We start from the raw sequence: 15,299 nt of genomic DNA, 5'->3' as shown, positions 1-15,299 counted from the left end.
TTGTTTACTCAATATACCATGGACCAACTGTTTCTGCCAATGGACCTGGAAGAGGATATTCCTCAGAATCACGTCGCCCGTGTAATTAACGACACCGTCAATCGTATCGACGACGGGATTTTTGAAGCTGCCTACACGGGAGGCGGTCGCCCTAGCTTTCACCCCAAACTTATGACGAAGGTCGTCATCTACTCCTACACCCAGCGGATCTACTCCTCCCGTCAAATCGCTAAGGCCGTTCGAGAGAACATTCCCTTCATGTGGCTTGCTGCCCGGCAGCGCCCGGATTTCCGTACCATTAACCGGTTCCGTTCCGAACGGATGAAAGATGTGTTGGAGAAAGTGTTCACGGCGGTGTTGGAGCTGCTTGCGGAAGAAGGCTACGTTAAGCTTGAGCATTACTTTGTGGACGGCACGAAGATTGAGGCGAATGCGAACCGGTATACCTTCGTCTGGGGCAAGGCGGTGGTAAAACAACAGGCCAAACTACAGGAGAAAGTCAAAGCGCTCTTCGCCGAGATTGAGCAGAAGGAGTTGCTGGAGGACGCGGAACACGGCGGCAAGGATCTGACTGAACTCGGCGAATCTAGCGAATTAACCAGCGAGAGACTGGAGAAGGCCGTTACGCGGCTGGAGCAAAAGCTGAAGGAAGAGCCGAAGAATAAGCCGGTGAAGAAGGCGGTCCGCGTGTTGCGCAAAGACCTGCTCCCCCGCCAGCAGAAGTATGAACTTCAGCAGAAGCTGCTTGGTGAGCGCAACAGCTACAGCAAGACCGATCCAGACGCGACCTTTATGCGCATGAAGGAAGACCATATGCGCAACGGCCAGCTCAAGCCGGGGTACAATGTGCAACTCGGCACGGAAAATCAGTTCATTGTCGGCTACTCGCTGCACCAACGGCCGACGGATACCCGCTGCCTCATCCCGCACTTGGAGAAAATAAAGGCCAATCTGGGAAAACTGCCGAAGACCATTATTGTGGATGCCGGTTACGGCGGTGAAGAGAACTACGCCTACCTGGAGAAGGAAGAACTCGAAGCACTAGTCAAGTACAACACCTTTCACAAAGAGAACTCGAAAGCGTGGAAGCAAGACATAAGCAAAATCGACAACTGGACCTACCAACAAGATACAGATACTTGGCTGTGCCCGAACGGACGAACGCTCCCTTTCCTGCGAGAGAGCAAACAGAAAAACGAGAGCGGATATGAGGTGCGGATACGCCATTACCGAAGCATGGACTGTGTAGGATGCCCATTGAAGGATCTCTGCACCAAGGCGAAAGGAAACCGAGAGATTCAGGTGAGCTTGGCTTACCTTCAATATAAGGCCAAGGCTAGGGAAAAACTCCGCAGCGAAGAGGGCCGTGAGCTTTCGGTCCGGCGTATGATCGAAGTTGAAAGTGTATTCGGGCAAATGAAGAACAACCGGGGATTCCGGCGGTTCCTGCTTCGAGGCTTGCCAAAAGTGAGCCAGGAGGTCGGGTGGCTTTCGCTCGCCCACAATTTGCTCAAGCGAGCGACAATGAGCCAAAAAATGAAAACGGTCGGTCAGGAATAAGTCCCTGATCGACCGTTTTTAATACTCTTACCGTGAAAATCGCTATCCCTCATTGGATGTTTACCACTTTTGGGACAGCCCCGTTTGACGATATATTCCGTTACGCGATCTTCGCGTTGATGAAATCGGACAGCATTGCCTGGAACGGCTCGGTTCCTACGCGCGTGAAGAATTGATGGAACGATTCTTCTTCGCTGCTGCGGTTTTCCTTGTAGAACAAGATCAGCTTGGCGAGCACTTCGCCGACGTCGTCGCCTTTCACGCGTCCCTTGAGCACTTGGTTGAACTGCGCGTTCGGTCCGAGCGTGCCGCCGACGGCGATATCGAATGCGTCCACCATGCCTTCCGGCGTCTTGACAAGAGCGCCTTGGAGGCCGATATCGGCGATATGCTTCTGGCCGCAAGCGTTCGGGCATCCGATGAAGTGAATGCGGACTTCTTCGTCAAGCTCGACGTTGGCGTCCAAATATTCGGCGACTGTGCGTGCGCGCTCTTTCGTTTCGACAACGGCAAGGTTGCAAAATTCGTTGCCTGTGCAAGAGACGGTACGGCTTATGAAACGGGACGGGAACGGAGTCAAGCGCTGGAGCACGCTCTCGTGCAGCACGGCTTCGACCTTCTCGTTCGGGATATCCGGGAGAATGATGTTTTGCGAAACCGTCGTCCGGATGACGCCTTTGCCGTATTCGTCGGAAATGCGGGCAAGCTCGGTCAATTCATCGGCGTTGAGGCGTCCGACCGGAACGCTGAGTCCGATGAAGCTGTAACCTTCTTGCTTTTGCGGATGAACGCCGTCGTAGTACGCCGCGTTCCAGCCGGCGATTTTGTCCTCGCCGCGAGCCGGCATCGGCCCGATCAATTCAACGAGCTTGTCGCGGAATTTCTCGGCGCCCCAGTCGGCAACGAGGAACTTCAAACGAGCATGGTGACGCTTCTCGCGGTACCCGTGATCGCGGTAGATGGTCGTTACGCCGACCGCGACTTTCAATACTTCTTCCGGACGAACGAACATATCAAGCTGCTTCGCAAGATGCGGCTTCGCCGACAACCCGCCGCCAACCCAAGCGTGGAAGCCGAGCACTTCTTCTCCGTCAATTTTCTTCGTTGCCGGCGTGAATGCCAAGCATTGAATTTCCGCATGAGCGCTGTTATAGATGTTCGATGAAATAGACATCTTATACTTACGCGGCAAGTTGGAGAAATCCCGGTTCATTAAGAAGAAATCGTTCACTTGGTTCACGATGTCGTTAGTGTCCATCAACTCGTTCGGATCGATTCCCGCAAGCGGGTTCCCGACGATCGTTCGAGGACAGTCGCCGCATGCTTCGTAAGAGTAGAGTCCGACGGATTCGAGCCGCTTGAAAATATCGGGCAGTTGTTCGACGCGCAGCCAGTGGAATTGAATCGCTTGGCGCGTCGTAACGTCCACCAGTCCGCGGCCGTAGTCGTGTGCGATACCGGCGAGCACGCGCGCTTGATCCGAAGTCAAGACGCCGCCGTTGATGCGCACGCGCATCATGAAGTGACCGTCTTTCGGCTTTTGCTCATATACGCCGGCCCACTTGAAGCGGTTCATATCGTCTTCCGTGATTGCGTCGTAACCTTTTTCCGCATATTCCTCAATAATCGTACGAATGACGTCCAACCCGTCTTTCTCAAGCTTCAACAATTCGACCTTATTCAGCTTCGAAGTGTCTTCCGCCCAGATCGGTGTGTATGCCATGCTGGTTGCACCCTCCCTATAATAAGCGCAGAATTCCGAGTGTAATGGTATGATATAAAAACATCGTACCACAGACTAGCCTGATCGACAATGAACAAATATTTATAATTACTCTAAGGAGAGCTTATAACACCAAAGGCAATGGACACTAAATTAATTTCCAGCCTTATGGTGTTGCAAGGAAACCTTCCTCTACATGCGGTCTTGCTTGTTGTGGGTTTACTTCGAAGAATTATAATGTTGACAAAATCGTTACATCTGGGACCGACCTCTTGCATTCAGCGGGATGGACGGGTAACATATGGTTGATAAGCTATGTTGTGAAGACTTTTCGGTTTTTTGAAGGAGGGCCCACGATGCTGTTGGCAGCGACGGAACAGACAACTACTGCTGCGGTTAATTTTCACGGTTTCGATATTTTCATGATCTTGTTTACGATTCTGGTCATTTTCGCACTCGTGCGGGCGATCAGCCACAAAAATAAGTTCGCCATCGCATTCAGCACGGTAGTGTTGGCGACGTTCCTGTTCGCGGATGCGATTATGGTGCTCACTTGGATCGGCGTCGAGTTTTAAAAATAAGAATCGATTGAAACCGAAGGGCGGCGATGTGCCGTCCTTTTTTCGTGCGTTCTGTTGGGGTTTGAGGTGTGATACTCGTTGTTGTTTCGCAGTGGGACAAGGTGAGTCGCGGATGAACCACGTTGTGCCGGACTGAAACAAGGAGCGGTCGTGGCGGCGGTGCTGTTTCACAGTGGGACAAGGTGAGTCGCGGATGAACCACGTTGTGCCGGACTGAAACAAGGAGCGGTCGTGGCGGCGGTGCTGTTTCACAGTGGGACAAGGTGAGTCGCGGATGAACCACGTTGTGCCGGACTGAAACAAGGAGCGGTCGTGGCGGCGGTGCTGTTTCACAGTGGGACAAGGTGAGTCGCGGATGAACCACGTTGTGCCGGAATGAAACAAGGAGCGGTCGTGGCGGCGGTGCTGTTTCACAGTGGGACAAGGTGAGTCGCGAATGAACCACGTTGTGCCGGAGTGAAACAAGGGTCGATGTTGGCGGCGGAGTTGTTTCATAGTGGGACAAGGTGAGTCGCGGATGAACCACGTTGTGCCGGAGTGAAACAAGGGTCGTTGTTGGCGGCGGAGTTGTCCGGGCAAAAAGCGGGAAAGGCGATGAAACGGGAACGCGGCGACCGCACGCAAACAAAGAGCCCCCGACCCGCCTAAAAACACGGCAACCGAGGGCTCTCAGTTTCAACCTACACCCACCACATCTCCGTCAACGGTTCGCGGATGAGCACTTGCTGCAAATTTTCCACTGCTTTCGTAAACCCTTCCTCAACCGACATGAGACCGTCTTCGTGCTCGATCGATACGACATAATCGTAACCGACGAGACGCAGCGCGGAAATGATGTCCGCCCAGGTCTTCAGGTCGTGCCCGAAACCGACGGTGCGGAACTGCCAAGCGCGGTCGAACATTTGCGCGTACGACTGCATGTCGGTCAAGCCGTACTTGTTCACGTTGCTTTGCTCGATCGTCGTGTCCTTCGCGTGGAAGTGGTGAATCGCGTTCTCGCGGCCGAGAATACGGATCGCTTGCACAGGATCGATGCCCTGCCACCACAAGTGGCTCGGATCGAGATTCGCGCCGATCGCTTCGCCCGCCGCCTCGCGCAATCTTAACAGTGTAGCCGGAGTATGTACGGAGAATCCGCCGTGCAGTTCAAGGCCGATCTTCACATTGCGGTCGGAAGCGTACTTGCCCGTTTCCTTCCAATAAGGAATCAACTTCTCTTCCCACTGCCACTTGAGCACTTCTTGGAACTCGTTCGGCCAAGGAGCGACCGGCCAGTTCGGATATTTCGCATCCTCATGGTCCCCCGGACAACCGGAAAATGTGTTCACGACCGGAACGTCCAGCCGCTGGGCCAGGTCGATCGCCTTGATAATATCTTCGTGGTATTGTTTCGCCACTTGCTTCTGAGGATGCACCGGATTGCCGTGCACGCTGAGCGCGCTGATGATCATTCCCCGGGATTCAACGGCCTGCTTGAACGCTTTCAGCTTCCCCGCATCGGCAAGAAGCTCGTCCGGCTTGCAATGCGCATTGCCCGGCCAGCCGCCCGTGCCGATTTCAACGGCTCCAAGCCCTTTGGACGCAATGTAATCGAGTGCCTCTTCGAACGGTTTTTGACCAAAAAGTACTGTAAAAACACCTAATTTCATGTGCCATGCACCTCCGAAATATGTAATGAGACGCCAACTCAAATTATAACATTGAAATTCATCCAATTCATACATAATTGCATTATTTCAATGTTTCAACCAAACCTTCCTTTATTCGCGGTCTGGCTGCCCTGAATATACTTCGAAAGAGGGTACACTAACACCGGTAATTGTGCTCCATAGCAAGCATTGCTATTATTAATGGATAAAATGAGCGGAGCAAAGGGGTACCTTCATGAACAATCACATTACTCGCGATAATATAGAATTGCTCGCGCCCGCCGGCAATTGGGACGCGATGCGGGCGGCGGTGGCGAACGGCGCAGACGCCGTCTTCTTCGGAGTAGAGAAGTTCAACGCCCGAGCCCGCGCGCATAATTTTCACACGGGCGAGCTGCGGGACATCATGTCGTTTCTTCACGCATACGGCGTAAAGGGGTTTCTTACGTTTAACATTCTCGTGTTCGAGGACGAGCTTGACGACGCGAAGCAGCTGATCGAAGCTTGCGTCGATGCGGGCGTTGACGCCGTTATCGTGCAGGATCTCGGCCTTGTAAAACTGATCCGGGAAATATCTCCCGACTTCCCGATCCACGGCTCAACGCAAATGACGATCACGTCGCCCGAAGCCGTCGAATTTACGAAGCCGTTCGGGCTGGAGCTCGTCGTACTCGGCCGGGAGAACAATTTGAAGCAGATTAAGACGATCGGCGAGCAAGCGAGGCTTCCCATGGAAGTGTTCGTGCACGGCGCGCTGTGCGTATCTTATTCCGGACAATGTCTCACTTCCGAGATGTGGGGCGGAAGGTCCGCCAACCGGGGCGAGTGCGCCCAGGCGTGCCGGCTCCCGTACGATATGATGGTCGACGGTGAGCACCGGCCGATGGGCGACGTGGCTTACCTGTTGTCGCCGAAGGACCTTGCCGCATTGGAGCTGGTTCCCGAGCTGATCGAGGCCGGGGTCGCTTCCTTCAAAATCGAAGGGAGGCTGAAGAGCCCGGAATACGTCGCCAACGTCGTAAGCAAGTACCGCGCCGCCATCGACAAATATTTCGAAGGCCGGGACCCGAAGCCGTCGAAGCAAGAGCTGCAGGAGCTCGAACAAAGCTTCTCCCGCGGGTTTACTTACGGCTTCCTACGAGGCACGAACAATAAGCAGCTGGTGGACGGAACGTATCCCAAGAAGCGCGGCGTATATCTCGGCAGAGTGAAGGAAGTAACGCGCGAAGGCGTCATCTGTGAATTGGAAGCGGCGCTCAAGAGGGGCGACGGCATCGTCTTCGACGCGGGGGACCCGACGAAGGACGAGGAAGGCGGACGGGTTTACGACATCAAGCAAAAAGGCGTAAAAGTCGAAGGGGAGCTGCCGGGCGGATTGGCGGAAATCGTCATGGGACGCAACGACGTAAATCTCAAGCGCGTCCATGTGGGCGACCGAATCTGGCGTACAAGCGACCCCGCGCTGGATAAGCGGCTGAGAGCGACATACGAGACGGACAAGCCGTACCGGACGTTCCCGGTTTCCGTCGCCGTGTACGGCGAAGCCGGCCAGCCGCTTGTCGCGCTATGGACGGATGAGTCGACGGGGCACACGGTGTCGGTGCAGTCCGGGCTCCCACTGGCCGTTGCCGAGAAACGCCCGATCGACGGCGCGCTGTTGGAAGAGCAGTTCGGCCGCCTCGGAGGCACCCTGTTCGAGCTCGCATTGCTCGACAACGGCCTTACCGGCCAAGTCATCGTACCGATGAGCGAGCTGAACCGGATGCGCCGCCGCGCGGTGGAGCAGCTGGAAGCGGAACGCCGCCGGCCGCCGCAATATGTGAAGCGCAGCGTCGACGTGTACGAGGACGCAGTCACACCGGCCCCGCGCCCGGCGAGCCCGAAATTGACGGCGCTTTGCCGCAGCCTGGAGCAGGTGCAAGCGATCGCCTCCCGAACGGATGTCGATTTCATTTACGCGGACTTCGAATTCATCAAGCAGTTTCCGGCGGCGGTGGATGCGGTCCGCGCGGCGGGCAAACGTATTGCGCTCGCCACCCCGCGCATTCATATGCCTGGAGAAACCGGTTACTTCAACAATATTTTGCGGTTGAAGCCGGACGCGGTGTTGGTGCGGAATACGGGGGCGGTGTATTGGTTTGCGAAACATTTTGCCCAGAACCCGAGCGGCGCGCATCCCGAATTGATAGGCGATTTCTCGTTGAACGTGGCGAACCACAAGACGGCGAATCTGTTCTTGGATACCGGACTGTCGATGGTAACGCCGTCGTACGACCTCAACATTCAGCAGATGATCGATCTGTTGGAGCGGTCGGACACGTCCCGGCTGGAGATCGTCATTCACCAGCATATGCCGATGTTCCATACGGAGCACTGCGTCTATTGCACGTTTTTAAGCGAAGGCACCGATTATACGAACTGCGGCCGCCCTTGCGAGGAGCACCGTGTCAGCCTGCGCGACCGGATCGGCATGTCCCACCCGGTTCGGGTGGACGAAGGATGCCGCAACACCGTGTACAATGCGATCGAGCAGTCAGGTGCGGAATATTTGCAAAATTTCCTCGATCTCGGCGTATCGACTTACCGTGTGGAATTTTTGGAGGAGACGGGCGACAAGGCGGTGGAGGTGCTGAACCTGTACGGGAAAGCGCTGCGTGGAGATGTGAGCGGCACGCAGGTGTGGCGCTCGCTCAAGGCGACGAACCAGCTCGGCGTGACGCGCGGGCAGCTGGTGAAGTAGCTTGGCGTGACGCGCGGATAACCGGTGTGCCGACTTGGCCTCTTGCCGGGGCAACTTCCTACTGCTGGCAGGCTAACGGAAAATCGTGTGCTTAGGCTGACGCGCACAATGACAACGAATGGTGCTTAGCGGAAATTCTTGTGCTTAATCGGCGCATTTTTAGGTAAATGTGCAGTTTGGCGCTGATTTAGGCACAGAAATTTCCGCTAGGCATTATTATTCGATCATTAGGGGCTGTGAAAGTTAAAGTCTGTCGCAGTATATGTGCATTGCTTTCTGCAGGAACGCCGCGTAACCGGGCTTGTTTTTGTCGAGGTTGGCCGTGAATCGTTCGTCCGTCACATACAAGTCCGCGAGACCGCGAAATATTTCTGGCGTACAGTCATAAAAGCGATCTGTAATCCAGCCGCGAAGCTCCGCGACGCCTTCTTGCACTTGCGGGTCGTCCGGACCGTTGTCCATGGCGGCGATGATTTTCGCGTTGATGCGCTCCGTCTCCGCCATAATGTTTGCCCAATCGGCCTTCGAATAATTGTCCGTGCGCCTTTCGACGGCGTCCATAACGGCATCGCCGTACAACTGCCGCGCTTCGGCGGAATACTTCTTCTTATGCTCTTCGATCGGAGTCATGTCGAAACCGCCGAACATGTCTTTCCCTGTCATCGCAATCCCTCCTTCGACGGCTAGAATGGTTTTATCCACCGTCTCGATGATCTCTTCCAGCCGCTTCTTCTTTTCGATTAACAATTGTTTATGGGTTTGCAAAGCTCGTTTGCGGTCGAAGTCCGGGTCATCCAGAATGGTTTTGACCTCCTGGAGCGAGAAGCCGATTTCCCGGAAAAACAATATTTGCTGCAGCCGCTCGAGCTCGCGATCCGTGTATTGCCTATATCCGGCCTGATTGACGGATTCGGGCGCAAGCAGTCCGATTTCATCGTAATGATGGAGCGTACGTATGCTCACGCCGACCAACTCGGCCACTTCCTTCACTTTATAAGGCATTGCGCGTACCCCCTTGCTTTCATCACCGCGGACAACCTTCGGTTGCCTCTTCTTCATTGATCATAAATCATTGTGCCGGCGGGAGACATCCAATCTTAAAAGTAACACGATCCTTCTACGACTTCCCGCCAAGGCACATAAGTCGCTTCCGCGGCGGATTTGCCGCTTCTCCGCAAGTATTCGTTAACCATCCTGTAGCCGACCGAATAACCCGAGTATGGCGGCAAGCCGATGTTCACAGGCGAGGCGAAGTCTCCCTCCAGATCGCCGAATATATATCCCCGGATTTCGTTAAAGCCCGAGATGTGAAGCGCATCGCGGTAACGCGGCTTGACCTCTTCATGCTGGGCATCGTTTAGCGAATGCACCCACGGCCCCAACTTATCTTCTCCGCACATTTCCGCGGCAAACGCCTCAGCCAGCCCTTCAATAACAAGATATTGACCGACCGTCGTTTCCTGTGTCCATGGTTCGTAAGTTAATCGGACATTGTGGTGAAACTCGTGAACGGCGATCGCCGGCAAACGCGGCACATTGTAGTCATTAGGCCAAACGACGACGATGAATTGTCCGGGCTGTCCTCCGGAACCTGTGTAGCCGGGCTCTTTCCCGAATTTTTTCGGGCTCCCCAGCGCAAGAGCGAAGAGCAAGCTTTCCAATATGACTCCGTGCTCTTCCGGGCGCAATATGCGAATCGCTTGTTCGACGGCGTCACGGCAGGCGTTCAAAGATTCGGCTCGGGCCAGCATCGCAAGGCGCTCCAACGCTTCTTTGTCGGATTCAGCGTTAGAGGAGTCGTACACGCCCATGAATTGCATCGCATCGGACGCTCCTTGCCCGGCAGGCATTCTGGCCAGCATCGGTTCCCAGAACGGACGCAAGGGCTCGACGACGTGCTTCTGAAATAAGTCCTTGCGCCGTTCAGGCGCGGCTTCCAACACGATACGCTGGTGAGTCAAATTATCGATTGTGTTAATAATCACTGTAATTACCTCCCTTTCGTGGCTCGAGATGAATATTACACCCTCACGAAACGTGAGGGTCAAGGGGATAATTTTGCTGCAGGAATGTATAATTTTTTCCAATTTGTGCATCATACAAGAGATCATTGTGCGAAAAGGAGGACGTTTCCATGTTCAAGTCTGCCGAACCATACCGCAACGCAATCACCTCAAAAGAGCTGAACCGCTTGGCCGATCATGTGAGGAACGAAGCGACGCTGGCTTATTTGTGCACGCAGGCCGCGGTGGAATGCGCCAATCCGCAGCTGCGGGGCTTCTTCGCCCATCAAGCCGAGGAGCGGAGCCGCAAGCTTGAGGACTTGTCGGGCGTGCTGCAAAAATATGCCGGTTTCGGCCGATAGATACAGATTCGAACGGAGGAAATGCCCAAAGTGATACATACGATGCCGATGCACAACGAAACGTTCGCCGCGCGGCCGCATTGCGAATTGCCGGATCAAGCGCTGGCGGACAACATATTATGCGAATTGAAACGCGTTGCGGTCGAGTATTCGGCGTCCGCCGCGGAAGCCTGCACGACCGAATTACGCCGCTTGTTCGAGCGCTTGTCAGGCGACACGCTTCGCGCGCATGAGCAGTTGGCCGAGGCGATGCGCCAAAGCCGTCTCCATGAGGCTGCATACCCCGCTCCTCCGCATGAAGTGCAGAGGGAGGCACAGAGAAGTCAAGAGACGATTCGATCGGTACGTCAGTTCATGCGGGACCGTTCGAACGGGGGGGCGGCCGGCGGCGCACAGATTATGGGAGGGGGCGCCGGAGAGGCGCAGCATTTGGGGCGCAACGCTTTTGCGCCGGCATACTCGGCCCAACCGATGCTCTTCGAGCCGGGGCCTGCCGCGAATGGGGGCAATGGTTTCGCGGGCGCCGCATCTTTCGGGAGCGCTCCCCGATTGCCGGAATTTGCGCTGCCGCACGCTTCGCCGTTCGGGGGGCTGCAGCAGTCCCACTACGCGCCGGTTCAAACGTCTTTTGCCAATATTAATGCCGCGAATGCCGCGCGAGCGGATCAGTCTAATCCGTATAACGAGCCGATGTCTTCTTACCCGCCGGCGGACAATTATGCGATCGCCGAAGAAGCGCCGTCCGTCACTGCGGCGGAGAAAGCTCAAGGCGCCGAGTCCGGCGGCGCCGAGGTTTCCAAGACCGTAACCCCGGCCGAATTTACTTATGAGACCGATGAGACGGACACGTCCGCACCGGTCCGAAAGCGCGGCCGCCGCAGCAAAGCGGCTTCGACGGCGAGTGCGAGACGGGATGCCGACTGACCTGTAACGCGCGAAAGCAAGCATACAAGCATACATAAGAGCGGTACGCCGCAAGGCTCTGCGAGCATCGCTCGCGGGGCCTTTACTATTTTCACAGGAGGCTGTCCGACGAATGGAGAAGCGGGAACGCGAAGAACTGGAGCAAATGATCGAAAAGACGCTGACTGTCGGGGAAATGGACAGCATCGATCCGCAGGAAGGCGCGAAGGGGAAGCTTGGAACGCGATACGAGTATGCTGTCAAGGCGGAGTCCGATCCGGTGGCGGAGGAGACGAAAATCATCCGCAGCATGGCGAAGGAGCCTGACGACCGGTACGACCGTTGGGTGAAGCCGCAGAAGGAAAAAGAATAGATTTTGCGGTTTGACACGTGCCTACCCCTCGATTAGACTGAAAGAGAACAAATGTTTTGTTATCATATGCCGGGGGCTCTAATGGTCGACAGTCTCATTAATGAATGGAAGCATGTATTTAAGTTGGATCCGGATAAGCCATTAGGCGACGATGCGCTGGAAGCGTTGTGCGTTTCCGGCACGGATGCGGTCGTAGTCGGCGGCTCAAGCGGCGTGACGTTCGACAATACGATCGAGCTGCTTTCCCGAATCAGACGGTTCGAGGTGCCGTGCGTATTGGAAGTAACGTCGCTCGATGCGGTCGTTCCCGGATTCGACCTCTATTTCGTTCCGGTCGCCTTGAACTCGGAAGATGCAAATTACATCGTCGGCCACCATCAACGCGCTTTGAAGCGGTATGGCGGCATACTGCCATGGGACGGGCTGCTCGCGGAGGGATACGTCATATTGAACCCCGACTGCACGGCTGCCCGCATCTCTTCCGCCTGCGCGCCGCTCGATGTGAAAGATGTGCTCGCCTACGCCCGATTTGCCGACCGGCTGCTTCGGCTGCCGATCGTCTATTTGGAATACTCGGGCGTGTTCGGGGACATGTCGCTGGTCGATGAGACGAAGAAGACGCTCACCCAAGCCCGGTTATTCTACGGGGGCGGCATCGACGGCTACGAGAAGGCGAAGGCTGCGGCTGCCGCGGCGGACACGATCGTGGTCGGCAACGTCATCTACGACTCGCTCGATCGGGCGCTGGAAACGGTGCGCGCGGCGAAGGACTCCGCCGCCGGCGATCGGTAATCCCCGGGCCGCGCTCGATAAGGTCAATTTTTGACTCTATCTGTTGCAATAAGCCCAATATTTGACCTTAAAAGTGACCGACAGCGCCCGCCTTACTGCCCATAAGGTCAGAAATTGACCCTATTTGTGCCGTATTACTATCAAAATTCGGCTCACCGCTCAAAATAGGCTCAATTATGAACCTTATTATTCAATTAAGGTCTGTTTTTGAGCTTATCCGCAATCCGAAAGAAAGGTTTGAAGCGCATGAACAATCCCAATCCCAATCCCAGTCCCGTCGACATTCATCAAGCGATTACGAAGCTGAATCCGAGGCAGCGGGAAGCCGTCGAAGCGACGGACGGGCCGCTGCTGATCCTGGCGGGCGCCGGCAGCGGCAAAACCCGCGTGCTCACGCACCGGATCGCCTATCTCATCGGAGCGAAGCGCGTCGCTCCATGGAGCATTCTCGCGATAACGTTCACGAACAAGGCGGCGCGGGAGATGAAGGATCGCGTATCTAAGCTTGTCGGCCCGCACGGGCAGGACATCTGGGTGTCCACGTTCCACTCCATGTGCGTGCGCATCTTGCGGCGCGATATCGAGCGGATCGGTTTCTCCTCCAGCTTCACGATACTCGATTCGACAGATCAACTCTCTGTGATCCGAAATTGCATGAAAGACCTCAATCTCGATACGAAGAAGTTCGAACCGAAAGCGGTCCAAGCCGCCATATCCGCAGCGAAGAACGAGCTCATCGATCCTCAGCGCTACGAGCAGAAGATCGGCGACTACTTCCAAGGAGTCGTTTCGAGAGTTTACGCAATGTACCAGAAGCGGCTGAAAGCGAACAACTCGCTCGATTTCGACGACTTGATCATGTCGACGATACAGCTCTTTAAAGAAGAGCCTCAGGTTTTGGACTTTTATCAAAATAAATTTCAATACATTCACGTCGACGAATATCAAGATACGAACCGGGCGCAGTACATGCTCTGCCGCATGCTTGCCGACAAACACCACCGCATATGCGTCGTAGGCGACTCCGACCAGTCGATTTACCGCTGGCGCGGAGCGGACATATCGAACATTCTGAACTTCGAGGCCGATTACCCGGAAGCGCGGACGATACTGCTTGAGCAAAACTACCGCTCGACGGCGAATATCCTGAACGCCGCGAACCTGGTCATCAAGAACAACTCCGGACGCAAAGCGAAAAATTTGTGGACCGACCGGGGAGAAGGCAGCAAAATTCAACTGTACGTCGCCGATTCGGAGCACGAGGAAGGGTATTTCATTTCGGGGACGATCCGCAAGAACAAAGAAGCCGGCAAAAGGTTCTCCGACCACGCCATCCTGTACCGCACCAACGCACAGTCCCGGATCATCGAGGAAATTCTCATCAAATCGGACATTCCGTATCAAATCGTAGGCGGCGTCAAGTTCTACGACCGCAAAGAAATCAAAGACATCCTCGGCTATTTGCGGTTAATATCGAATCCCGACGACGACATTTCGTTCCAGCGGGTCGTCAATGTGCCGAAGCGGGGCATCGGGGATACGACGGTGGATAAGCTTGCCGAAGCGGCGGCCGCCCGCGGCGTATCGATGTTCGCGATGATCGACGACATCGAATCCGCAGGGATTACGGCACGCGCTGTAAACGCGCTGCGGGAATTTAAGGACACTGTATCCAACTTGGCGCGCATGGTGGATTATTTGTCCGTGACCGAGTTGACTGAGAAGACGCTTGAAATGACGCAGTACCGCGATGAGCTGAATCGCGAAAATACGCTCGAATCGAAGGCGCGGCTGGAAAACATCGACGAATTTCTGTCCGTGACGCTCGATTTCGAGAAGCGCAACGAGGACAAATCGCTCGTTTCATTCTTGACCGACCTCGCGCTGATCGCGGATATCGACTCCATGAATAACGATCCCGCGGAAGCGCAGGACGCGGTCATTCTGATGACGATGCACAGCGCGAAGGGTCTCGAGTTTCCGGTCGTGTTCATTGCGGGCATGGAGGAAAACATATTCCCGCACAGCCGCGCCCAGAACGACGCCGAGGAGCTGGAAGAGGAACGGCGGCTCGCATATGTCGGCATTACGCGCGCCGAGCGGGAGCTGTACCTCACCTGCGCGCGCATGCGGACGTTGTTCGGCCGCGTCGCGGCGAATGCGCCTTCGCGCTTCCTTGAAGAGATACCGGACGAATATAAGGAAACCGTATCTCCGGCACGCAATGCGTTCGGGGCACGTTCGTTCGGAAGCGGGGCCGGGTTTTCCCGCGGGTTCGGCGGCGGCACGCCCGCGGCATCGGCCGCAGGCGGCGCATCGCCCCGCGTGACGGTGAAAGCTCCCGCCTTCGTAGGGGGCGGAGCGGCCGGCGTCGATTTCGCCGCCGGCGACAAAGTGTCCCACAACAAGTGGGGCGTGGGCACGGTGGTTTCCGTCCGCGGGGATGGGGACGACAAAGAGCTGCAAATCGCGTTCCCGGCTCCGGTCGGCGTAAAGAAGCTGCTGGCGCGCTTTGCGCCGATTGAGAAAGTGTAGTTTCCCGCTCTGTCCTCGTTGTCTTTATGCGGCGGGGATGGCGGGTTTTAGGGAACATTTTCCCAAGATTCGTTGTGG

Annotated in this window: 12 protein-coding genes; 8 read left to right on the top strand and 4 right to left on the bottom strand. The window is 55.6% G+C overall.

Features of this window, described 5'->3' with window-relative positions; all coding sequences use genetic code 11:
- Complete coding sequence (locus tag JET16_RS13570; protein WP_407673139.1) at positions 1-1,560, top strand: IS1182 family transposase; 1,560 nt, start codon at positions 1-3, stop codon at positions 1,558-1,560.
- Between the two features lie 100 nt (positions 1,561-1,660).
- On the opposite strand, the gene JET16_RS13565 is transcribed toward JET16_RS13570, so the two are convergent.
- Positions 1,661-3,283, bottom strand: coding sequence for a nitrite/sulfite reductase (locus JET16_RS13565; protein WP_199616666.1), 1,623 nt, complete (start codon positions 3,281-3,283; stop codon positions 1,661-1,663).
- Between the two features lie 356 nt (positions 3,284-3,639).
- On the opposite strand from JET16_RS13565, the gene JET16_RS13560 reads away from it, so the two are divergent.
- On the top strand, positions 3,640-3,858 hold the full coding sequence (locus JET16_RS13560; protein ID WP_199616664.1) for a hypothetical protein: 219 nt from the start codon (positions 3,640-3,642) through the stop codon (positions 3,856-3,858).
- A 686-nt stretch (positions 3,859-4,544) separates the two neighbouring features.
- Here JET16_RS13560 and JET16_RS13555 read toward each other — a convergent pair.
- Complete coding sequence (locus JET16_RS13555; protein ID WP_199616662.1) at positions 4,545-5,513, bottom strand: sugar phosphate isomerase/epimerase family protein; 969 nt, start codon at positions 5,511-5,513, stop codon at positions 4,545-4,547.
- A 235-nt stretch (positions 5,514-5,748) separates the two neighbouring features.
- Here JET16_RS13555 and JET16_RS13550 point away from each other — a divergent pair, with 235 nt between their 5' ends.
- Complete coding sequence (locus JET16_RS13550; protein WP_199616660.1) at positions 5,749-8,253, top strand: U32 family peptidase; 2,505 nt, start codon at positions 5,749-5,751, stop codon at positions 8,251-8,253.
- Positions 8,254-8,496: 243 nt separating this feature from the next.
- Here the strand turns inward: JET16_RS13550 and JET16_RS13545 are convergent, their stop codons facing one another.
- Both JET16_RS13545 and JET16_RS13540 read right to left on the bottom strand, forming a co-directional pair.
- A complete protein-coding gene (locus JET16_RS13545) occupies positions 8,497-9,255 on the bottom strand; it encodes a MerR family transcriptional regulator (protein ID WP_199616659.1) in 759 nt (252 codons plus the stop codon).
- Positions 9,256-9,350: 95 nt separating this feature from the next.
- Positions 9,351-10,238, bottom strand: a complete 888-nt coding sequence (locus tag JET16_RS13540; RefSeq protein ID WP_199616658.1) for a DUF2268 domain-containing protein — start codon at positions 10,236-10,238, stop codon at positions 9,351-9,353.
- A gap of 149 nt (positions 10,239-10,387) precedes the next feature.
- Here JET16_RS13540 and JET16_RS13535 point away from each other — a divergent pair, with 149 nt between their 5' ends.
- The 5 genes from JET16_RS13535 (at position 10,388) to pcrA (ending at position 15,221) form a co-directional block, all read left to right on the top strand.
- On the top strand, positions 10,388-10,618 hold the full coding sequence (locus JET16_RS13535) for a spore coat protein (protein ID WP_199616657.1): 231 nt from the start codon (positions 10,388-10,390) through the stop codon (positions 10,616-10,618).
- A gap of 30 nt (positions 10,619-10,648) precedes the next feature.
- A complete protein-coding gene (locus JET16_RS13530; protein WP_325176689.1) occupies positions 10,649-11,542 on the top strand; it encodes a spore coat protein in 894 nt (297 codons plus the stop codon).
- A 112-nt stretch (positions 11,543-11,654) separates the two neighbouring features.
- Positions 11,655-11,894 carry a hypothetical protein gene (locus tag JET16_RS13525; RefSeq protein WP_199616655.1) on the top strand — a complete coding sequence of 80 codons (240 nt, stop codon included), beginning with the start codon at positions 11,655-11,657 and terminating at the stop codon, positions 11,892-11,894.
- A gap of 81 nt (positions 11,895-11,975) precedes the next feature.
- The gene (pcrB, locus tag JET16_RS13520) at positions 11,976-12,686 is read left to right on the top strand and encodes a heptaprenylglyceryl phosphate synthase (protein ID WP_199616654.1); all 711 of its coding nucleotides are present in this window, start codon (positions 11,976-11,978) and stop codon (positions 12,684-12,686) included.
- Positions 12,687-12,932: 246 nt separating this feature from the next.
- Positions 12,933-15,221 carry a DNA helicase PcrA gene (gene pcrA, locus JET16_RS13515; RefSeq protein WP_199616653.1) on the top strand — a complete coding sequence of 763 codons (2,289 nt, stop codon included), beginning with the start codon at positions 12,933-12,935 and terminating at the stop codon, positions 15,219-15,221.
- The last annotated feature ends 78 nt before the right edge of the window (positions 15,222-15,299 follow it).

Origin of the sequence: Paenibacillus alkalitolerans (genome assembly GCF_016482785.1) — a bacterium.
Lineage (GTDB): Bacteria > Bacillota > Bacilli > Paenibacillales > YIM-B00363 > Paenibacillus_AE > Paenibacillus_AE alkalitolerans.
The sequence above is the reverse complement of the archived record's forward strand: the minus strand, read 5'-3'. Positions and strand labels throughout refer to the sequence as shown.